Source organism: Streptomyces formicae, assembly GCF_002556545.1.
In the GTDB taxonomy this organism is placed as follows: Bacteria; Actinomycetota; Actinomycetes; order Streptomycetales; family Streptomycetaceae; genus Streptomyces; species Streptomyces formicae_A.
In genome coordinates this window covers 2,951,352-2,972,451 of the sequence record NZ_CP022685.1, presented here as the reverse complement: position 1 = coordinate 2,972,451, position 21,100 = coordinate 2,951,352, and the positions used below count along the sequence as shown (strand labels likewise).

Genomic DNA, 21,100 nt, shown 5'->3' with positions numbered 1-21,100 from the left:
CGGCCGACGCTCACTGACGCGGCAGCGCCCGCTTCATGATCTTGCCCATGTCGTTGCGGGGCAGCGCCTCCAGATAGCGCACGGACCTCGGCCGCTTGTGCGGGGCGAGGTTCGATGCCACCAGGGTCGCCAACTCCTCTTCCGAAGGCGGCGCTTCGGGGCCGGCGGGGACGATCCATGCCACGATGCGCTCGCCGAGATCGGGGTCGGGCTCCCCGGTGACGGCCGCCTCGCGCACCCCGGGGTGGGCGAGGAGCGCGTTCTCGATCTCGCCCGCGCCGATCTTGTAGCCGCCGCTCTTGATCAGGTCGGTGGCCTTGCGGCCGACGATGCGCACGTAGCCGTCGGGGTCGCGCACCGCCATGTCGCCGGTGCGGAACCAGCCGCCCGCCGCGAAGGCGTCGGCGGTCGCGTCGGGGCGGTTCAGGTACTCGGTGAAGAGGTTGGGGCCGCGCACCTGGATCTCGCCGACCGACTCGGGCCCGTCCTCCGTCAGCTCCGTGCCCGCCTCGTCGACCAGGCGCAGTCCGACGCCGGGCAGGGGCACGCCGACCGTGCCCGCGCGCGGCTCGCCGTCCGCGCGGACGCTGGTGATCATCAGCGTCTCGGTCATGCCGTACCGCTCGATGACGTGGCGTCCCGTGGCGCCCGTGATCCGCTCGTGGTCGTGCACAGGGAGCGCCGCGGAGCCGGACACCAGGAGCCGCGCACCGGCAAGGGCCTTCGCCAGTTCCGGGTCGCCGGGCAGGGCTTCGGCGATGCGGTGGTGCATCGTGGGGACGCCGAACAGCATCGTCGCGCCCGAGGTGAGCTCGCGCGTCACGCCCTCGGTGCTGAACCGGCCGAGGTGGCGTACGGAGCCGCCGCGCCGCAGCGGGCCGAGCACGCCGAGGATCAGACCGTGCACGTGGAAGAGCGGCAGGCCGTGCACGAGCACGTCGTCGCCGGTCCACTGCCAGGCGTCCGCGAGGGCGTCCAGGGTCGAGGTGATCGCGCGGCGCGGCAGGACGACGCCCTTGGGCGGGCCGGTGGTGCCCGAGGTGTAGACGATCAGGGCGGGGGCCTCGGGGTCGGGGTCGGCGGGGAGGGCCCCGGCGCCGGTGTCCGTGCCCGGCCGTACGTCGATGTCGTGCCGCGCGAGACCCGCGAGCGCCGACGGCAGTTCGGCCCCCGGCTCGGTCAGCACCAGCGACGGCGCGCTGTCGCCGAGGATGTGCGTCAGTTCGGAGTCGCCCGACTTCGGGTTGAGCGGCACGGCGGGCACCCCGGCGAGCAGCGCGGCGACCGCGCCGACGGTGGTCTCCAGGGAGGGCGTCGCCCACAGCGCCACCCGCCCGGCGTCGCGCAGCCGTTCCGCCAAGTCGCCTGCGGTGGTGGCCAGTTCGGCGTAGGTGAGGGAGCGTTCGCCGAATCGCAGGGCCTCGCCGCGTGCGGTGGTCAGGGCCGGGAAGAGGGGATCCACGTTGTCGTACTCCTCAAGTTCTGTTCGTCGTGAGTGCGTTGACGGGGCGGCCGGTGCGATGCCTGTGCAGTCTCTGCACCGGCGCGTAATGAGAGCGTTACGCCGTTGAAGGTGCGGTGTCACAGTGATCGTTGAGGCTGATGTGACCGATTGCCCGCATTCGAGCACATCAGCGAGCAGCAGTCCGGTCCTCCCCCCACGATCCGAACAGGATGGGACCACCTTCATGTCCGACGTTCTGAGGCGTCCCGACGCCCGTCAACAGGTGCTCATACCGCACCAGTCCACCACCTCCGATCCCGCGCCGCCGAGCCACCCCCACGTGCTCGCGGTCGGCGCGCCAGGACCCGGCAGGGAACAGCTCACCCGCACGCTCCGTCTCACCGGACACGAGGTCACGCACGCCGTGCCCGGTGATGTGCAGCGCCGGGTCAGGCAGGCCACGCCCGACGCCATCGTCGCCCTCGACGACGGCCCCGACGGGCGGCGCCAGGGCACCGACGTCATCGCCGAGGTCCGCGCGGAACCTGCCGGGCGGGCGCTCCCGCTGCTCATGGTCACCGCCCCCGAGGCGCCCGCGGCGGTCGCCGAGCTGCTGCGGCACGGCGCCGACGACTGCGTTCCCGAGGCGTCCGACCCGGTCGAGCTCTCGGCCCGGATAGCGGCCAAGCTGCACCGGGTCCCCGTCCCCGTCGACCAGCTGCTCCTCGACCCGCGCACCGGCCTGTACTCGGCGCCGCACTTCATGGCCGAACTCGACCGCGAACTCCAGCGGCCCGCCGCAGCCCGGCGCGGCGGCGTGCTCGCCGTGGTCCGCGTCGCCGAGACGGCGGCCCTGGAGACCCGGCTCGGGCCGCGCGTGCGCCGCGAGGTCGCCGAGCGGCTCGCCCAGGTCGCCGAGCGTCTCGGCAGCGTCTGCGACCGGCTCGGCTGGGACGAGGCGGGTCGCCTCCTCCTCCTGATGCCGGGCGTCGACGAGGACACGGCGGCCGCGAGCCTGCGGGAGTTCGCCTCGGCCGCCGCGGGGACCCGGTTCGTCGTCGCCGACGAGAACGTCCGGCTCACCCCGGCCGTCGGCTGGACCCCCCTCGCCGCCGGCACCGAGAGGGGCGCGGGCGCGCGGGCCGTCGAGCAGGCGCGGGACGCCGCCGAAGAGGCCCTGCGCCACCGCGACCTGCGCCCGGTGCGCTACGAGCCGTGGATGCGCGCGGCCGCCGCGCCGGGCCACCGCCGCGCCCGGCGCGGCCCGCGTGCCCTGCTCGCCGCGATGACGCCGCTGCTCTCGCCGGTCCTGATGCTCGCGCTCGGCGTGGGCGCGCCGTTCCTGCTCTACCAGCAGGCGTACGACATGGGTTGGGACCTGGCGTCGGTCGCGTACTGGGTGGTGGTCGCGGGCCTGGTGACGTCCGCCCTGCTCATCCTCCTCGAATGCCTCTACTCGCTCGACGCGAAGCAGCGCCCCGCGGCCGCCGCGCAGCCCTACCCCGCGGCCAGCGCGGTCATCGCCGCGTACCTGCCGAACGAGGCGGCGACGATCGTCGACACCGTCGAGTCGTTCCTGCGCCTGGACTACCCGAACGAACTGGAGATCGTCCTCGCGTACAACACCCCGCACGCGCTGCCGGTGGAGGAGACCCTGCGGGACATCGCGCGCCGCGACCCGCGCCTGGTTCTGCTGCCCGTGCCGGGCAGCACCTCCAAGGCGCAGAACCTCAACGCGGCCGTGACGCGGGTGCGCGGCGAGTTCGTCGGGATCTTCGACGCCGACCACCATCCGGCGCCCGACGCCTTCCGGCACGCCTGGGACTGGCTGTCCCACGGCTACGACGTCGTCCAGGGCCACTGCGTCATACGCAACGGCGACAGCTCCTGGGTGGCGCGCCTGGTCGCCGTCGAGTTCGAGGCGATCTACGCGGTCAGCCACCCGGGCCGTACGCGGCTGTACGGCTTCGGGGTCTTCGGCGGCTCCAACGGCTTCTGGCGCACCGACCTGCTCGCCCGCACCCGGATGCACGGCTCGATGCTCACCGAGGACATCGACTCCACGATGCGCGCCCTGAACGAGGGCGCCCGCATCGCCATGGACCGCACCCTCATCTCGCGCGAGCTGGCGCCCACCCTGCTGCGGCCGCTGTGGAACCAGCGCTCGCGCTGGGCGCAGGGCTGGCTCCAGGTCTCGCTCACACACCTGTGGCGCGGGCTGCGTTCGCCCGTGTTCACCCGGCGCCAGAAGACCGGGCTCTTCGTGCTGCTCGGCTGGCGCGAGGTCCAGCCGTGGCTCACGTTGCAGATCCTGCCCATCCTGCTGCACGCCGCCTGGCGCGCGGGCGGCGTCGACCGGCTCGACTGGGCGGTGCCCGTCTGCCTGATGGCGGCGGCCTTCACGCTCTCGGCGGGGCTCGTGCAGGCGGCCTTCGCCTGGCGGCTCGCGGTGCCCGAACTCCGGTTCCACAAGGGCTGGTTCTGGCGCTACCTCCTCGTGTCGACGGTCTTCTACACGCACTTCAAGAACACCGTGGCGCGGGCCGCGCACCTGAAGGAGGTGCTCGGCGACCGGCAGTGGCGGGTCACGCCGAGGGCCCTGTCGGCGTCCGATCCCGCCGGAGCCGGAGCCGGAGCCGGAGCCGGAGCCGGAGTCGGGGGTCGTTCGTGACCTCGCTCGTCGCGCCCGAGGCCCCGGCGCGCCCCGCCCCGCCCGCGCGCCCGGCCCCCGCCACCCGGGGCCGGGCCCTCGAACTCCAGGGCTTCCGCGGCCTCGCCGCGCTCAGCACGGTCGTCTTCCACGTGTGGCAGCAGTACTACCGGTACGACGCGGCGGGCGCGCACCCGCCCCTCGACAACCCCTACGTCGGGGCGCTCGTCTCCCTCGAAGTCATCGACCTCTTCTTCGTGATGTCCGCGTACCTGCTCACGCTGTCGTACGCGCGCGCCGCCATCGACGGCGCCGAAGGATCGGTCAGGCCGTGGCGGGTGTTCCTCTTCCGGCGCGCCATCCGCATCCTGCCGCTGTACTTCCTCGCGGTCCTCGTCGTCTGGTCGATGCGCAACCCGACGCTGCCCGGCGACTGGCGCGACCTCGTCCAACACCTGACGTTCACCCACGTCTTCGACCGTGGGCGGATCTTCTACACGCTCGGCCCGACCTGGTCGCTCTCCCTGGAAGTGGCCTTCTACCTCGCCCTGGTGGTGCTCGGGCCGCTCGCGGTCAGGGCCTGTCGCGGGCTGCGGACCCGGCGGGCGCGGGTGGCGCTGTGCGCGTCGGGCTGCGTCGCGCTCTTCGCGCTGCCCGCCGGATGGATCGCGTACGCGCACTACGTCCGGCACGTCCCGCACACCGACTGGCCGGTGTACTTCGGCCCCCAGGCCCGCTTCGGCTCGTTCGCCGCGGGCATGGCCCTCGCCGTACTGCTCACCGCGCTCGGTGACGGACGGGGCAGGATCGGCGCGCGCTGGGTGACGGCGCTGTCCGTCGCGGCGTTCGGCGGCCTGTACGCCCTGTCGTACCTCTCCGCACCGGAGAACTTCGCGCACACCTTCTACCACCCGCTGGCCGCGCTGCTCTGGTCCGTGCTGCTCTTCGCGACGCTGCGCGTCCGGCGGCGGGAGCGTGAACGGGTGCGCTGGCACGGCCTGTTGCGGGCCCGCTGGGTCACCGCCGTGGGGCTCATCAGCTACAGCCTCTACATCTGGCACGAGCCGGTGATGCTGGAGCTCGACAAGGCCGGGCTGCTGCCGTCGTCGGGCGGCGGGTTCCCGGTCGCGGCGCTCGTGGTGGTGCTCGTGGCCCTGGCCGTCGGTACGGCGAGCTACTGGCTGGTGGAGTACCCGGCGAGCCTGCTCGGCAGGGCGAAGGACGCCGGTGGCGCATCGCGGGACTTCTATCCGGAGGGCTCCACCACCCGCTGAACACGGCGGCGCCGCCTCTCCGTGGGACGGGGAGAGGCGGCGCCGCTGCGGACCGCGCGTGACGTCAGACCAGCCAGCCGACGAAGTGGACGAGACCGGCGAGGACGTCAGTGATGAGGTTCATGGTGGCGCTTCTCCTTGATGCTTCCGTGTGGGACTTTCGGGACCAACTCCCCGGTCCCGTTTGGGACATGGACCGGGAGCGCGGTAACGGTCTGCAGCCCGTCGCTTGCGCACCGTAAGCATCGTCAATCACGGGGGCCCCGCGCAATTCCTGGCGTGACGATCACCTGTTCCAGGGAACAACTGCCCAGTCGTTCCCATCCGTTGTTCGGATCCGCTCTCCGTCCCGTACGGCTACCGGTAGTCCGCGAAGAACTCCCTGATCTCCGTGAGGAGCAGGTCAGGGGCCTCCAGGGCCGCGAAGTGCCCGCCCTTGTCGTAGTCGCGCCAGCGCACCACGTTGTTGGCCTTCTCCTCGTCGCGGCGCAGCGCGACGTCCTGGACGGTGAACTGCGCGATGCCCAGCGGTACGGACGACGGCTCCTGCTCGCCCCAGTTCGCCGCCTCCTCGTAGTAGACGGCGGCGGAGGAGGCCGCCGTATTGGTCAGCCAGTAGATCGTCACGTTGGTGAGCAGTACGTCGCGGTCGACCGCCTCGTCGGGCAGCTCCTTCTCCAGGTTCGTCATGTCCCTGAACTTGTCGACGATCCAGGCGAGTTGACCGACGGGGGAGTCGCTGAGGCCGTACGCGAGGGTCTGCGGCCTGGTCGACTGGATCGCGATGTAGCCCCCCGCCTCGCTCATGAACTCGTTCATGCGCCGCACCCTGGCGCGCTCGCGGTCGGTGAGCGTGGGGTCGTCCTCGGTGGCGCTGGGGTAGGTGGTGCCGCCGTTCACGTGGAGGGCGACGACGTGCTCCGGGTCGACGACGCCGAGCTCGCGCGTGACGCCGCTGCCGATGTCGCCGCCCTGCGCGCCGTACCTGCCGTAGCCGAGCCTGCGCATCAGCTCGGCCCAGGCGCGGGCGATGCGGCGGGTGTTCCAGCCGCTCTCGGTCAGCGGTCCGGAGAAGCCGAAGCCGGGGAGTGAGGGGATCACCAGGTGGAAGTCGCGGGAGAGCGGTCCGATCAGTTCCAGGAACTCCACGACCGAGCCGGGCCAGCCGTGCGTGAGGAGCAGCGGCAGCGCGTCCGGACGCTCGGAGCGGACGTGCAGGAAGTGCACGCGCTGTCCGTCGATCTCCGTGGTGAACTGCGGGAACGCGTTGAGCTTCGCCTCCCACGCGCGCCAGTCGTAGCCGTCGGCCCAGTACGCGGCGAGCTCCTTGAGGTAGTCGACGGGGGTGCCCCGCGCCCAGCCCTGGCCGGGCGTCTCGGCGGCCCAGCGGGCGCGGGTGACGCGGTCGTTCAGGTCGTCGAGCTCGGCCTGCGGGACGTCGACGCGGAAGGGGTGGATGCCCGTGTTCGTGTTCATGTCCGAACCGTAGAAGCCCTTGCGGACACGTTCTGTCCGCAAGGGCTTCCGATGGTGAAGTGTCCTGCTCGGGGGTGCTCAGTACGTCAGGACCACACCCACGTACGAGATCCCGGCGATCATGACCCACGAGCAGAGCCCGAGTGCCGCGACGCGTCCGCCGGTGCGGGTCAGGGACGGCAGGTCCACCGCGCTGCCGAGCCCGAACAGGGCGGCGGCGAGGAGGAGTTCCTGCGCCGTCTGGGCCACGTCGATGGCGCCGCCGGGCAGCACGCCCGTGGTGCGCAGGGCGACCATCGCGAGGAAGCCGACGACGAAGAGCGGTACGAGCGGCGGCTTCTTGGTGCCGGTGGCCGCCGTCTGCCCCTCGCCGGAACCCGCCCGCGCCCTGGCCCTGACCGAGAGGGCCACCGCGGCGACCAGCGGAGCGAGGAGCGCGACCCGCATCAGCTTGACGAGGACCGCGTCGCCGAGCGCGCCGGAGCCCGCCGTCTGCGCGGTCGCCACGACCTGCCCCACGTCGTGCACGCTCGCCCCCACCCAGCGCCCGAACTCCGGGTCGGTGAGGCCCAACGGGCCCTGGAGCAGCGGGAGGACGGCGATGGCGAGGGTGCCGCAGAGCGTCACCAGGGCCACCGAGGTCGCGGTGTCCCGCTCGTCGCTCTCCGAGACCTCGCTGACCGCGCCGATCGCGGACGCGCCGCAGATCGAGTAGCCGGTGGCGATGAGCAGCGGCTGGTCGCCGCGCAGGCCCATGCGGCGGCCGAGCCACCAGGTGCCGAAGAAGGTCACGGCCACCACGCTCAGCACCATCGCGACCGACGCCCAGCCGAGGCCGAGCACGTCGTCCAGGCTCAGTTTCAGGCCGAGCAGCACGATGCCGACGCGCATCAGTCGCTTGGCCGCGAAGGTGAGCCCCGTCTTGCCGGGGCCGCGCACGAACATCCGGGCCCGGCCCGGGAGATGGGCCGCGACGATGCCGAGGACCACGGCCGCCGTGAGCATCGGCACGCCGGGCAGGAGCTGGTGCACGCCCCAGGCGAGCGCGACGCCGAGCGCGGCGAGGGCGAGTCCCGGCGGCTTCCCCTTGGGGCGTACGACCGCCGAACTGACGCTCTGCGTACGGGACTTGGCGCGCTCTCCGAGCAGCGCCATTACCGGTCGGCCGGAAGCTCGTACACCCGGCGCACGCTGCTGCCGAGGCGGGCGATGTCCGCGCCGTAGATGTGCAGGGATATCGCGCGCGAGCCGCAGGCGTTCCACACCCGGTGGATGTCGCCGGGCGGCGCGAAGCCGCAGACCGCGCCCTGCGGGTTGACCACGTCCTCGGTGGCGAGCAGCCGGGCGGGGCCGCCGGTCTCGTCGGCGGGCACCAGACGGTAGCGCCGCTCGTGCTCCTCGCCCTCGTGCACGCCCGTGACGCACCACGACACGTGGTCGTGGACGGAGGTCCGCTGCCCCGGCAGCCAGACCAGGGCCACGATCGAGAAGCTGCCGTCCTGTTCGGCGTGCAGCACGTGCTGGCGGTAACACTCGGAGTCGCCCTCGCACTGCTCGTCGGTGAGCAGATCGGCGGCGCCGAGGTGCGGCGCGAGGCGCTCGCCGACCAGGTACGCGGTCAGGTCGGGCGGCAGGCCGCGGCCGACGGCCTCGCGCACGTCGGCGACGAGGGAGTCCAGGCGTGCGGTGGTCCGGGCGGCCCGGTACGCGGTCGTAGTGGTCATATGAGCAGCGTCGTGGCGCCCCGTCCATCACGTCCAACGACAGTTCTTTCGCCGTACTGAAACTTCTGCTTATGGACGGGGCGGACGGGGGCGCTCTCGGCCCGCTCCGGTTCAGCAGCCGACGCGGTTGGCCGCCACCGATTTCAGTACGTCGACGACGAGCGCGGTGGCCGGAATGCGCAGATGGTCCTTGAGGACGTACGCCGAGACCTGCCGCCGGGACGCCGGGTCCAGGGCGCGGCCCGTCACCTTCCTGTGGCAGAGGAAGTTCAGTACGAGACCGGGCATCATCGCCACGCCGAGCCCCTCGGCGACCAGGCTCTGCACCACCAGGTTGTCGTCGGTGGTGAACGCGATGTCGGGCGCGAAGCCGAGTTCGGCGCACTCGTGCAGGAAGTTGGCGCGACAGCGCGGGCAGCCCGCGATCCACCGCTCCTGCGCCAGTTCGGCGAGCTTGACCGAACGCCGCCTGGCCATGGGGTGCCCGCTCGGCATGAGGACCGTCAGCTGGTCCTCCATCAACGGGATCTCCACCAGCTCGTCCGGCACCTCTTCGTGCAGGCCGGGATAGGTGAAGGCGAGCGTGACGTCGCACTCGCCGCGCACCACGCGCCGCAGCGACTCCGGCGGCTCGTCCTCCAGGAGCTCCACGCGCACCCCGGGATGCCCGGAGGCGAGCATGGCGAGGGCCTCGGGGATGAGGGTGGCGTTGGCGCTGGGGAAGGCGCAGACCCGCACCCGGCCCGAACGCAGCCGGGTGATCGCGTTCATCTGCTGCTGCGCGGTGGAGATGTCGGCCAGGATGATCCCCGCGTGCCGCGACAGCGCCTCACCGGCCTCGGTGAGCCGCATGGCGCGCCCGACCCGAGTGAACAGCGGTGTCCCCACGGACCGTTCGAGGGCCTTCATCTGCTGGGTGATCGCCGGTTGTGTGTAGCCGAGCGAGCGGGCGGCCGCCGAGTACGACCCGGCCCGGACCACTTCGTGAAACGTCTTGATGTGCCGTGAGTCGAACACCGGTGAATCATAAGCAGATGTTGGAAGGGTCGAACAAGGGTGGGGTTGCGGCTTGGGGGTCCCGCCCGGCGGGGGCGGGGAGCGGCACGGGACGAAGGACGGGAGTGTGAACGGCGCGCGCCCGGGCCCCGGTCGCCTCCGTGCGCCGGTCGCAACGCGTATCTGATCCACTACTGTGGGTCACTTCAGTGGATCGCCGAGGGGGCGGTCCGCGAGGTGGAGGGCACACGCATGAGGCGACGACGCATCACCACGGTTCTCGGGGCGCTGGCGGCGGCCACGGCGCTCGCGGTCTCCGTGCCGAGCTCGGCGTACGCGGCGCAGGGGGTCCTGATCGTCAACGGTCAAGCCTACGAGGACCCGAGCGGCTGCTACTCCGTGGACTGGTTCCCGACCTCGGTGACCAACCACACCGACGCCATCGCCGAGGTCCACTCGGGCCCGGACTGCACGGGCCAGGTCGAATGGCTGGTGTACCCGGGCGAGACGTACCACACGGAGACGGCGCAGAGCGTCTTCATCCTCTGACGTGTGACTCCACACGCTGAAGCAGCCCCCAGGTGAACTCCGCGACGCAGCGCCGGAGTTCACCGCCGGGGCCGGGCGCGGAGAACGCGAGGCGCCAGCGCGTCGGCGCCGTCCCCTCCATGGGCCTCGCGGGCGCGAACGCGCGGGCCGCCTCGTCGACCGTGCACGACCACGGGGTCAGGTCGTCGACCGTGCGCAGGGTGGGACCCGTCGCCCCGGGCGCCCGCACCAGCCACTCGTTCCACACCGCGCCGTTCGGCGCGAGCAGCACCTCGAAGCGCAGCCCGGGCCAGAGCGGGACCGGCCAGAGCAGCGCCTCGCACTCCAGGTCGCCCATCGCCCTGCGGGCGGTCGACTCGGGGACGCCGAGGACCGAGCGGTAGCGCGCGGCGGCGCCCCGGGACCTGGCCGATCTGGTCATCGCCTGCCAGCGCCGGTTGGCCTCGCGCATCTCGGCGATGGAGACGCCCAGCAGGTGGCGTGCGCTCTCCACGAGGTCCGGGTTGTGGTCGGCCATGCGGCGCAGCAGGACCAGCTGGAAGTCGAGCGCGGTGAAGGGGCCGGGGGACGCGGCGGAGCTAGCGGACATGTGCCCCATCGTCGCGCACGGGGAAGGCTCCCGGGCGGCGGCCTTCGGGCAGGAACAGCACCGAGTTGACGTACCGGGGATGCCTCGGCGTGAGCACCCGGCGCAGCAGCCCCTGGGTGACGACGTACGACGTGCCGGACTGGTGCGCCTCCAGGTCGAAGGCGCCCAGCGGCAGCCAGGTGTCGTGCGGAAGGACCCAGCCCCGGTAGCCGTGGTGTCCTGTCAGGAGCTCCACGATCGGCGTGATCGGCTGGATCCGGGACTCCAGCTCGATGAAGATCGCCGGACGGTCGCGTGCGATCAGCTCGTGCGCGCCGCGAAGGACCGGCAGCTCGTTGCCGTCCACGTCGATCTTGACGAAGTGGACGTCCCGCAGGCCGAGACCGTCGAGGGTCAGGCACGGTACGTCGACGGCGGTGGCGTGGATGTCCCGGCGGATGAGCGAGGAGACGCCCCGCTCCCCGCTGTCGCCCCTCGGCAGCCAGAGCCGCGCCGTGCCGGGGCGGTCCGTCGCGGCGGCACGGACCACGCTGACGTTGTCCGGCGTACTGGATGCGAGGAGCCGCGCCAGATGCGGCACGGGTTCGACGGCCACCACCCGCTCCGCGCGCGCGGCAAGCCGCGCCGACCAGGGGCCGTACCAGCCGCCGACGTCCACGGCGGTGCCGCAGTCCGGCGGGCAGAGGTCGGCGAGGCGGGCCAGCTCGGGCTCGAAGCGCGGATAGACGAGGCGGGCCAGGGCGGCGACCAGGCGGTCGGGGACGTAGGGCGCGACGCGCGCGGCGAAAGTCATGGGGCCCCCGTCACGGCGAGATCGGTGGGATCAGCTTGAGCAGTCGTTCGTGCTCGTCCTCGGGGACCTGCTCGCCGGAGGACGGCAGGAGCTGCGGGACCCCGTCGACGATCGGGTAGCGGCGCCGCAGCCGGGGGTTGTAGAGGGCCTCCGCCGGTACGGGCTCGGCCGCGCCGAGCGGCTCCGTCGGGCTCAGCAGGTGCAGCGGGCCCTTGTCCAGCGGACAGGCGAGGATCTTCAGCAGCGGGTCGTCGGGGTTCATCCGCTCGTCAACTCCTTGGTGGGGGGCGTGGGTCGGGGAGCCGTGCCGTCGTGCTTCGGCATGGCGAGGAGCACGCAGACCGCGAGCACCGTGCCCGCGATCCGCAGTGCGAGCCGCACCGGCTCGTGCGGCAGCGCCTCGCCGAACGCCAGCGTCCCGAGTACCGCCGTGAACAGCGACGTAACCGTCGTGCACACCGGGACGATGAGCGAGGCCCGGCAGCGCTGGAGCGCCGCCTGCGACATGACCAGGCCGAACGCGCCGGTGAACAGCAGCAGATACGGGTAGGGCGAGCGCAGCAGGTCGACGAGCGCGCCGCCGATGCCCTCCGTCGTGAGGTAGCTCGACACGCCCTTGATGGCCAGCGAACTCACGCCGTACAGCAGGCCCACCGCGACCCCGTACTCGACGCCCGCCGTCGGCATCCGGTGCCGGTGCTTGGCGCGGCGCTCGGCGGTCGAGTACAGCCAGAGGCCCGCCGCGAGCGAGGGCAGGCACACCGTGAGGACCAGGGGCGCGGGCGCGCCGTGGCCGACCGTGTCGGAGTTCTCGCTCAGCGAGAGGACGACCATCAGGAGCGCGAGCAGGATCGCCCCGACCGCGTACCGCTCGCGGCCCGAGGTCTGCTCGCCGAGCAGGACCGAGGAGAGCAGGAGGAGCAGGACCAGGCCCGATACGAAGATGCCCTGCGCGGCGGCGATCGGCAGCGTGCGGTAGACCGCGAGCTGCGCGCCGAAGCCCGCCGCGAGGGCCAGGGAGCCGCCGATCCACAGCGGACTGCCGAGCACCTGGCGCAACAGGCGGGCCGGGTTGCGGACGCTCACCGACGGCATCGACGTCAACGCCCGCTTCTCCAGGACGAATCCGGTGCTGTAGAGCACGTTCGCGAGCAGCGCCGCGGCCACACCCCACCACATGGGACTCAAGTCCTTCGGGCGTGCAGCAGCAGGATCGAGGCGGCGCTCGGCACGGCGCAGGCCAGCCGGTCCAGAGCTCTGAGCGGGCGTGGCACGCCGTGGAAGGGCGCGCCCGCGAGGCTCACGACCTCGAAGCCGGACGCCGCCACGAACGCGCGCAGGGCGCGGGCCGTGTACAGCCGCAGGTGGCCCACGACCTCCTTGCCCGGACGGCCGTGGATGCCCCGCAGGCTCACCTCGGAGAAGACCGGCTGCACACCCGCCAGGAGCAGGCCCCGGTTGTACCAGGCGGCGAGGTTGGGGGTGGACAGCATGAGGTGCCCGCCCGGCCTGAGGACCCTGCGCAGTTCGTCGAGGGCGCTGTCCGGGTCCACCAGGTGCTCGATCACCTCGCTGAACAGGACGGCGTCCGCCGCACCGTCCGCGAACGGCAGCCCGCCGTCGGTGAGTTCACCCCGTACGACGTGGGGGAGGAGGGCGTGGGCGCGCTTGAGCGCGTCCTGCGACCAGTCGACGCCGATGAGTCGGTGGCCCGCGAGGAGGGGGGCGGCGGTGGCCGCCGCCGTGCCGTCGCCGCAGCCGATGTCCAGGATGGTGGCGGGGGTCGTACGGGCCGTGGCGGGGCCCAGCGCGGTGGCGAGGATGCGGGCCTGGCGGAGGGTGCGGGCGTCGCCCGAGGCGACGGGGACCGCCGGGTTCTCGTAGAAGTCCCGCAGGCCCGGGGGGCGGTGCCGTGTCAGCTGGGTGGTCACTGCGGGGCCTCCTCCGTGTGCTCCGTCGCGTGCAGGTAGTGCTCGAACAGGTCGCGCAGGTGCGCCCCGTCGCCGTGGCTCAGCAGCGTCTTCGACCAGCGCAGCGCCACGTGCAGGCGGCCCGCCGTCGACGCCGTCGTCACGGTGAGGCCGCGCGGGAGGCGGGCGGGGGCGGAGAACCACACGGCGTGGGCGCGGCCCGCGTCGCCGAAGTCCAGGGCGTAGGGGATCCGGCCGATGTTGCTCAGGAGGGTGGTGGACGTCCAGGGGGCCGCGGCTCTGCGCAGCGCCCTCGTCACGGCGGCTCTCAGGGTGACGGGGAGCACGGGGGCCGTCAGGAGCGTGGCGCCGTGGCCCAGTTGGGGGCGGGCCAGGGCCTTGAGGGCGCGGGTGCGGTCCGATGTGCGGCTCAGGAGGTCGCGGATGGCTTCGGGGGTCCAGTCGTCCCTCCCCAACTCGGCCGCGCCGAAGGGGACTTCGACCAGGCGGGTGCCGTTTCCTATCGGCATCGTGGCGTCCCTGGGGCGGTCGTCCACGGGCATCGTGATGCGGAAGGGGCGGGGGCGGGCGCCGTGTTCGCGGTTCCAGTGGGCGATCATCAGGGCGGTCGCGACCATGAGCTGGTCGTTGACGGTGAAGGGGGATCCCTTGGGGCGGCGGGGCACGGGGAGCTCCGCCACCAGCATGCCGTTGCCGGGGGAGGGTTCCGGGGCGCCCTTGGCGACCCTTGCGGGTGGCGACCAGCCGGAGGGCGCGTCGGAAGGCGGCTGGGGCGCGGCCTCTTCGGTGGTCGTACGGGAAGGGGGCGCGGCAGGGGCGTTGTCCTTGCCGCCGTACAGCTCGGCGGCCGTCGCCAGGACGCGGAGGCAGGCCGGGCCGTCCAGGGCCGTGTGGTTGATCGTCAGGAAGAGGACGGAGCCCCGTGTTTCCGTCGCAGGAGGGCGCTCGCCTTCGTGTGGAGCGGGGCCGTCCGCCGTCCCGGGAGCCGCCACCACCTCCAGGCGGATCGGTGGGGAGGAGGTCAGGGGCGGGGCTTGGGAGAGGGCGCGGTCTCTGGCTCGTTTCAGGGCGTCCGGTTCCGGGGGCGGGAAGGAGACCGGCTCGGTGTCGGGTTCCCCGGTCAGTTCCCACTCGTAGCGGCGGCGGTACCACGGGCCCTTCGCCTCCCGCATCAGGATGCGCGGGTGGCGGCGCAGGGCCTCGTGGAAGGCGGCCCTGAGGCGGTCGGGGTCCGGGGTGCCGGGCAGGTGCACTTCTATGTGTACGGTCTCCGGCTCCTCCTCCTGGAGGCAGTGCCGGGAGACCTCGTCCACCACGGGGAACGGCACCCGGGTGGGGCCGTTCTCCGCGTGGTGTGCCGGGTGGTCGAGTGCGGTCATGTGTCCTTCCCCGTCTCCGGCGTGCTGGGCGCTGTCCGTTGCCTGCGGCGCGGGAAGCGGATCGTGGCCCTTCCCGGCGGGGCCGGGTCCGGCTGGGCGGACGAGGGGCCCCTGGCCGAGACCGTGGGGCCCGCGGGGCCGTTCTCGCCGCGGTGGCGCCGGGGCAGCGGGGGCGTCCGGTCGCCCAGGTCGAGCGTGGGAGCGTTCGACGGCGCGTGGGACGGCGGCTCGGGGGGCGGTTCCTGCTCCAACGTATCCGCGGTGCGGGGGCGTGTCTGCTCCCGTACGGTCACCAGCGCCGCGAACAGGGCGATGAGCGCGAGGAGTTGGGCCGCGGGGCCGAACGCCCCCTCGTCGGAGGCGATGGGCTCGCCCGCGCCCGTGGCCGCCGCGATGCCCGCGCCCGCCATCGCCACGAAGGCGATCGGCACGAGCAGCGCGTGGCGGTACCGGGCGAGCAGGGCCAGGGCCGGGACCAGGAGGGCGAACGGGCCCGCGACGACCGCCGCGATCAGGGTGAGCGCCACCGTGCCGAGGACCGGTCCCGGGGCGGGCGGGGGCGGGGCGGGGGTGTCCGGGTTGGGGTCGCGGCGGCGGATCACGACCAGCGCGATGAGGGCCAGGATCGCCACGCCGGAGAGGATCAGGCCGATCTCGTAGAGCTGCGAGGGCTCGTAGGTGAGCTTGACGGTGCCGCCCTCGCCCTGGGGCACCAGCCAGCCCTGCTGCCAGCCGTCGAGCCGCAGCGAGGTCAGCTCCTTGCCGTTGAGCGTGGCCTTCCAGCCGTCGTTCACGTTCTCGTACGTGGTGAGGTACGAGGCCGCGCCCGAGCCGACCTTCAGCTCGCGGCGGTCGCCGAGCCAGTCCTTGACCTGGAGGTCGCGGGAGGTCTCGTCGAGCCGGTCGGGGGTGCCGGTGGTCAGGGACGCGTCCATGACCGTGAGCGGGCCCGCGTCGCCCGTCTCCACGCTGTGCGCCCCGGCGTCCAGGCGGACGGTGTCCGCCTTCTTGCCCTCCTGGCAGAGCGTGATGTCGACCGGGCGGCGGTCCGTGAGGTCCTGGACCTTGCCCTTGGCGCTCGTCTCGAAGAGCTCGCCGTCGACCGACATCGTCGGGCCCTGGCCGCAGGGGAGGCTGAAGGTGTCGGTGGGGTCGGGCTGGGGCGTGCGGTACTTGTCGAGGGCGGGGACGTAGACCTCGGTGAGGCCCACGGGGAGCTGGAGGTTGTCGTCGGCCACCGGGTTGTGGACGGTCAGCGGCGCCGTCTCCGTGATGGTGATGTCCATCTCGTCGGTGGTGATCGGGGCGAAGCGGGCGTTGCCGTTCTCGTCCACGCCCGCGGTCGCCGCGCCGTCCGGCGAGCTGATCTCGATCTTCTCGGGGCGGGTGGAGAGGCCGCCGGCGGCGGGCAGCACGATCTCGCCGACCGGTTGCTTGTCCGGCCACTTGAGGTGGATCACCGGGCGGTCGGTGGTGCCCGCGATCCAGCCGGTGGTGAGGTCGCCGTCGGTGAGGTTGCGCGGTGACAGGTCGCTGCCCAGTCGCGCGGTGGAGTCCGCCGTCGCGATGATCTGCTGCTGTTGCTCGGGCGCCACCTTGTAGAGCAGCTCGTCGAGTTCACGCCCCGGCACGGCGACCGCGCTCGCCTTCACCGTGTACTCGCCGCCCTTCGCCGTGGTGAAGCGGCGGTGCAGGCCCGACTCGGTGTTCACCGGCGAGAGGGCGCCCGGGTCGGAGGAGCGGTGCAGGGAGTAGGTCGTCGACTTCGCGTCCGTCGACTTCTCGGCGTCCGTGGGGAGTTGGAGGAGCTTGGTGACGCGTACGTCGGGGATGCTGATCTCCGCGAAGCCCGCGCCTGTCAGGCCGGGCTTGGCCTCCTGGGTGTCCAGGATCGTGATCTTGATCCATTTGGTGGAGCCCGGCTTGGCCTTGACGCGCTGGGCCGTGCCGTTGGGCTGGAGGTTGCTCGTGACGCTGCCGCGCGAGGTCTCCACGCGGATCCGGGTGGGGGCCGCGCGCACCCCGCCGTCCTGCGGAAGCGGTGTGACGCGGAAGGAGGGGGGGACGTCGATCGCCGAGTTGAACTCGGCCCGGAGCCACTCGCCCTTCGCCGACTCCGCGTTGCCCTCCGCCCAGGCCGTGGCCGGATTGCCGTCGAAGGCGTTCACCGGGTCGTACTGCGGCAGGTGGAAGAGCCAGTTGCCGTAGGAGGAGGCCGTCACCGACTTCGCGCCGCGCAGCTCCGCCGTCGTCTGGTGCTCGACGCCCTTGGTCGGCAGGATCTGGTGCGGCTTCTTGCCGGGGTCCTGGAGCGCGTCGGGCGCGTTGCGTTCGTCACGGCCGTACGTGTACGAGGTGTTGGAGTTGACCAGGCCGAAGCGGGTGTCGGCGCGGCGCAGGCCGTCACCGACCGCCTGTAGCCCGGGAGTTCCGATGCCGGGGTGGTTGTCGCCGGTCAGGACGGTGGGGCGGTCGCGCATCGCCGGGTCGGCGGAGAGCGGGAGCAGGGACTCGGGCCCGCCGCTGACCACCGCCGTGTTGGACACCGGCTTCAGGCCCGCTTGTCCGGGACGCCCTGCGCCGGAGCCGGGCGCGTAGATCTCCACCGCGCGCTGGCGCGAGTAGAGGCCCTCCACCTGGATGGGGGTGTCGTTCGCGATCCTGCCGCCGGTCTCCGTCGGGCCGAAGCCCGTGACGCGGCGGTAGCCGGACTCCGTCAGGGTGCGCTTGACGGTCGAGGTCGGCACGTTGCCGATCTGGTCGGGGTCCAGGTCGTTGCGTACGACGACGTAGTGCAGGCCCGCGCGCTGCAAGTAGTCCTGGAGGCCGGGGACTTCGGCGCCGGTCATCAGGGCCTGCTCGACCGCGTCCATCGCGCGGCGGTTGCCCGGCGTGCCGAACGGCACGTAGTCGCGCTGTGCCCAGCGGGAGTCGGCGAGCACGTCGAGGGGCTGGTCGATGGGGGAGCCCCAGGTGTAGATGCCGTGCGCGGTGGCGGGCACGACCAGGGCGCGCGAGTCGGGGGAGTACTTCTCCAGCCAGTCGGCGGTGGTCTGCCAGTACGTGGGGAGCTTCTGGAACGAACCCGGTTGCAGGATCGAGCCGTTGAGGTACGGCCAGGCGAGCCCTGGGAGGACGAGGACCGCGGCGATCAGGGGCGCGTAGCGGCGGCCGCGCACCGGGCGCGCCCCGCGTGCCTGGGAGGCGACGCCCACCAGGTGCATCAGACCGAGGACCAGCGCGAGGGCCAGGCCCGTCTGGAACTTGTAGATGTTGCGGAACGGGACGAGCCCGCCGTTCAGCCAGGACTGGACGGTGCCGTGGAAGGGGGCGCCGAACGCGCCGCCGTAGCCGGCCAGGGTGACCAGGACGACCGAGAGGACGGTCAGGACCAGCCAGCGGCGCTCGGGCAGGTCGCGCCGGGCCAGGCCCGCGAGGCCGAGCGCGGCGGCGAGGGCCGAGCAGACGATCGTGACGACGGCCGTCGCCACCGTCCAGCCCGCGGGCAGCCACGCCTCGCCGAAGTGCAGGTAGGCGACCCAGTTGCCCGCGCCGCGCAGCGTCTCGGTGGCCGACATCGTGCCGGTCGTGGTGGCCGAGTTCTCCACGTACGGAAGGAAGTTCTCGCCGTAGATGCCGAGCATCAGGAGGGGGACCACCCACCAGGCGGTCGCCAGGACGACGCCGGGGACCCACCAGGTGATCAGCTTCCGCTTGCGCGGCCCTTTCGGGCGCGAGAGGAGATAGAGGCCCACGGGGAGCAGGGAAGCGAGGGTCGCCGCCGCGTTCACGCCGCCCATGAAGGGGATGATCAGCGCCGAACGGCAGGCCGCCAGGCGCGCGCTGATCCGCTCGTTGGTCAGCGGCAGCAGCACCCACGGCAGCACCGCGCCGGGCAGCGCGGCCGCCGACGTCGAGCCGACCACGACGGTGAACGTCGGCCACAGCGCGTACGCCACGGCGCCGAGGAGCCTGCTCGGTCTGCTGCCGATGCCCAGGCGTTCGGCGAGCCGCAGCGCGCCCCAGAAGGCCGTCGCCACGATCAGCGAGAGCCAGAGCCGCTCGGCGAGCCACACCGGCAGCTGCACGAGCTTGGCCAGGCCGTAGAACGGCAGCATCGGGAAGGTGTAGCCCGCGTACTGGTCCTGGATCCCGCCGAAGCCGCCCCTGTCGTGCCACAGCTGGCCGAGGTCGGAGAGGAACTGCCAGGGGTCGACGGCGACACCGAGCTTGGTGTCGAACGTCATCCGCCCGGGTTTCACCGCGAGGAAGAGCACGAACACCACGGCCCAGAACCCCAGGAGCCAGCGCCGCGAGCGCGGCCCCCCCGAGGGTTCAGGCGCCTGGGTGGTGGGCCTGACGGCCGCCGGGGGTGGGGCCTGGACCGTGGTCATGGACACCGCCTGAGGATGAGGAGAAGGTTCCAGGTCGCGAACTCGCGCACTCCCGGCACCTTGGTGATGGCCCCGGCCAGGAACGGCCAGTAGCGGGAGCGTGCCGACACCACGGCCACGTCGTCACGGGCCCGCACCTGGCGCAGGGTCGTGCCGACGTGGTGGGCGTAGAGGTTCTCGCCGAGGGTGTGTTTCGCGGCCTTGCCGGTACGTCTTTCGTAGCGGGCGCGGGCCCGTTCGGCGCCCAGGTAGTGCCAGGGCGCCCACTCGTGACCGCCCCAGGGGGAGAGCCAGTTGGTGAACGAGACGTAGATCAGGCCGCCGGGTCTGGTGACCCTGACCAGCTCGCTCAGGAAGGTCTCCGGGTCGTCGACGTGCTCCAGGACGTTCGAGGAGAACGTGACGTCGGCGACGCCGTCCGCGAGCGGCAGCAGATAGCCGTCCGCGACGACCGACCCCTCGGGCGGCTTGGTGCCGTGCGCCGTCATCTCCGAGAGGTCGGGCTCGAAGAGGAAGCTCTGCGCGCCGCGCCGCCGGAACTCCTCCGTGAAGTAGCCGCCCCCGCCGCCCACGTCGACGACGACGCGGTCCTTCACCGGCACGTACGCCTCGACCTGGTCGGCGGCGTCGCGGGCGAGCAGGGTGTAGCAGTGCTCCGGCTCCCGCTGTTCGCGCAGGAAGGCCCGGAAGAGGGTGACGGAGCGCCGCAGCGAGGGATCCTTCACGCAGACCCCTGGGGTTCCTGTCGGGGGCCCACGGCCTCCGCCGCCACCGCCTGGAACTGCCGGACCGTGTTGGCCCAGCGGAACCGCGCGGCGCGCTCGCCGGCGGCCTTGCCGAAGGTCTCGCGCCGCTCGGTGCTCAGCGCCAGGGTGCACCAGGCGGCGGCGAAGGAGCTCTCGCCCCGGGCGAGCAGTCCGGTGACGCCGTCCTCGATGGAGTCGCGTACGCCGGGGACGTCGAAGCCGATCGACGGCGTGGAGCGCGTCGCCGCCTCGGTGATGACGAGGCCCCAGCCCTCCACGGCCGACGGATGGAGCAGCAGCCACGCCTCGCAGAGCAGCCGGTGCTTCTCCGCCTCGGTGACATGGCCCCTGAACTCCACGCCGGGGCCCGCGAGTTGTTCGAGCCGGCCGCGCTCGGGCCCGTCTCCCACGATCACCAGGCGGCCGCCGGTGACGGGTCTGACGCGCTCCCACAGGCGCAGGAGCAGGTCGATGCGCTTGTACTCGACGAGGCGTCCCATGGCGAGGAACAGCGGCTCGTCGGAGCGGGCGTGCAGCGGCCCGGGCTCCTCGACGCCGTTGTGCACGATGCGGATGCGCTCCCGTTCGACCCCGATCGTGCGCAGGGCCGTGGCCGTCGACGGCGAGACGGCCACCAGGAGATTGCCGCGCTGCGCGCCCGAGAGGGCCCAGTGTTCGAGTCTTCGGCCGATCCGGGCGGCGGGGGCGAGCGCGCCCTGGAAGCGCATCCCCCACAGGTCGGTGTGGACGTGGTTGACCAGGCAGAGGGTGGGGCCGCGGTGCCACAGCGGTGCCAGGTACGGCATGCCGTTGCAGACCTCGACCAGGAGATCGCAGTCGCCGACCTGCCGGGTGAACGCCGAGCGCGCCCGCAGGTAGTGGCCGAGGTCGCCGCCCGCGGACACCACGCGGTAGTCACGGAAGGCGGCCGGGCCCCCGCATAACAGGGTGACCTGGTGCCCCTGTCTGCTGAGCCCGTCGGCGAGCTTGTCGACGAGGAGTTCGGAGCCGCCCGCGGCCGGGTTGCTGAGGTCGCGGTGGGCGAGGAAGACGATCCGGCGCGGTTGTGGGGGAGGCGCCGAAAGGTACTCCGCGCGGCGTGGGGCGGCCGCGCGCAGCGAGGACGGTACGTGCTGGGGCATGCGTGCTCCAACT

At 72.7% G+C, this 21,100-nt stretch carries 17 protein-coding genes; 3 read left to right on the top strand and 14 right to left on the bottom strand.

The genetic code is table 11. From position 1 onward, the window contains the following. Positions 1-10: 10 nt before the first annotated feature. Positions 11-1,462, bottom strand: a complete 1,452-nt coding sequence (locus KY5_RS12615) for an acyl-CoA synthetase (RefSeq protein WP_098242333.1) — start codon at positions 1,460-1,462, stop codon at positions 11-13. Between the two features lie 226 nt (positions 1,463-1,688). On the opposite strand from KY5_RS12615, the gene KY5_RS12610 reads away from it, so the two are divergent. Further along, on the top strand, positions 1,689-4,115 hold the full coding sequence (locus KY5_RS12610; RefSeq protein WP_098242332.1) for a glycosyltransferase: 2,427 nt from the start codon (positions 1,689-1,691) through the stop codon (positions 4,113-4,115). Continuing rightward, positions 4,112-5,368 carry an acyltransferase family protein gene (locus KY5_RS12605; RefSeq protein ID WP_098242331.1) on the top strand — a complete coding sequence of 419 codons (1,257 nt, stop codon included), beginning with the start codon at positions 4,112-4,114 and terminating at the stop codon, positions 5,366-5,368. The genes KY5_RS12610 and KY5_RS12605 overlap by 4 nt, the downstream gene beginning before the upstream one ends. A 357-nt stretch (positions 5,369-5,725) precedes the next feature. Here KY5_RS12605 and KY5_RS12595 read toward each other — a convergent pair whose 3' ends face one another. The 4 genes from KY5_RS12595 to KY5_RS12580 form a co-directional block, all read right to left on the bottom strand. After that, positions 5,726-6,844: an epoxide hydrolase family protein gene (locus KY5_RS12595; protein WP_098247211.1), complete on the bottom strand. Its 1,119-nt coding sequence runs from the start codon at positions 6,842-6,844 to the stop codon at positions 5,726-5,728. 78 nt (positions 6,845-6,922) lie between these two features. Then, a complete protein-coding gene (locus KY5_RS12590) occupies positions 6,923-7,999 on the bottom strand; it encodes a YeiH family protein (RefSeq protein WP_098242329.1) in 1,077 nt (358 codons plus the stop codon). Beyond that, on the bottom strand, positions 7,999-8,568 hold the full coding sequence (locus KY5_RS12585) for a cysteine dioxygenase family protein (RefSeq protein WP_098242328.1): 570 nt from the start codon (positions 8,566-8,568) through the stop codon (positions 7,999-8,001). The genes KY5_RS12590 and KY5_RS12585 overlap by 1 nt, the downstream gene beginning before the upstream one ends. Positions 8,569-8,679: 111 nt before the next feature. Continuing rightward, positions 8,680-9,585, bottom strand: coding sequence for a LysR family transcriptional regulator (locus KY5_RS12580; RefSeq protein WP_098242327.1), 906 nt, complete (start codon positions 9,583-9,585; stop codon positions 8,680-8,682). A gap of 231 nt (positions 9,586-9,816) precedes the next feature. Between KY5_RS12580 and KY5_RS12575 the strand changes: the two genes are divergently transcribed. After that, positions 9,817-10,113 (top strand): hypothetical protein, encoded by a 297-nt coding sequence (locus tag KY5_RS12575; RefSeq protein WP_098242326.1) that lies wholly within the window; start codon positions 9,817-9,819, stop codon positions 10,111-10,113. Here the strand turns inward: KY5_RS12575 and KY5_RS12570 are convergent. Genes KY5_RS12570 through KY5_RS12530 form a run of 9 tightly spaced genes read right to left on the bottom strand, consistent with a single transcriptional unit; the run spans position 10,103 to position 21,087 of the window. After that, a complete protein-coding gene (locus KY5_RS12570; RefSeq protein ID WP_098242325.1) occupies positions 10,103-10,711 on the bottom strand; it encodes a hypothetical protein in 609 nt (202 codons plus the stop codon). The two genes, KY5_RS12575 and KY5_RS12570, sit on opposite strands and share 11 nt — an antisense overlap. After that, complete coding sequence (locus KY5_RS12565) at positions 10,692-11,495, bottom strand: FkbM family methyltransferase (RefSeq protein ID WP_098242324.1); 804 nt, start codon at positions 11,493-11,495, stop codon at positions 10,692-10,694. The genes KY5_RS12570 and KY5_RS12565 overlap by 20 nt, the downstream gene beginning before the upstream one ends. Before the next feature lie 10 nt (positions 11,496-11,505). After that, complete coding sequence (locus tag KY5_RS12560) at positions 11,506-11,757, bottom strand: Trm112 family protein (protein WP_098242323.1); 252 nt, start codon at positions 11,755-11,757, stop codon at positions 11,506-11,508. Then, on the bottom strand, positions 11,754-12,662 hold the full coding sequence (locus KY5_RS12555) for a hypothetical protein (protein WP_098247210.1): 909 nt from the start codon (positions 12,660-12,662) through the stop codon (positions 11,754-11,756). Before KY5_RS12555 ends, KY5_RS12560 begins: the two co-directional genes overlap by 4 nt. Before the next feature lie 17 nt (positions 12,663-12,679). Further along, positions 12,680-13,426: a class I SAM-dependent methyltransferase gene (locus KY5_RS12550; RefSeq protein WP_234362709.1), complete on the bottom strand. Its 747-nt coding sequence runs from the start codon at positions 13,424-13,426 to the stop codon at positions 12,680-12,682. Next, a complete protein-coding gene (locus KY5_RS12545) occupies positions 13,423-14,805 on the bottom strand; it encodes a condensation protein (RefSeq protein ID WP_098242322.1) in 1,383 nt (460 codons plus the stop codon). Before KY5_RS12545 ends, KY5_RS12550 begins: the two co-directional genes overlap by 4 nt. After that, positions 14,802-19,199 carry an alpha-(1->3)-arabinofuranosyltransferase gene (locus KY5_RS12540; protein WP_098242321.1) on the bottom strand — a complete coding sequence of 1,466 codons (4,398 nt, stop codon included), beginning with the start codon at positions 19,197-19,199 and terminating at the stop codon, positions 14,802-14,804. Before KY5_RS12540 ends, KY5_RS12545 begins: the two co-directional genes overlap by 4 nt. Next, positions 19,196-19,924 carry a class I SAM-dependent methyltransferase gene (locus KY5_RS12535; RefSeq protein WP_199843051.1) on the bottom strand — a complete coding sequence of 243 codons (729 nt, stop codon included), beginning with the start codon at positions 19,922-19,924 and terminating at the stop codon, positions 19,196-19,198. The genes KY5_RS12540 and KY5_RS12535 overlap by 4 nt, the downstream gene beginning before the upstream one ends. Beyond that, on the bottom strand, positions 19,921-21,087 hold the full coding sequence (locus KY5_RS12530; protein WP_098242320.1) for a glycosyltransferase family 4 protein: 1,167 nt from the start codon (positions 21,085-21,087) through the stop codon (positions 19,921-19,923). Before KY5_RS12530 ends, KY5_RS12535 begins: the two co-directional genes overlap by 4 nt. Between the last annotated feature and the right edge of the window lie 13 nt (positions 21,088-21,100).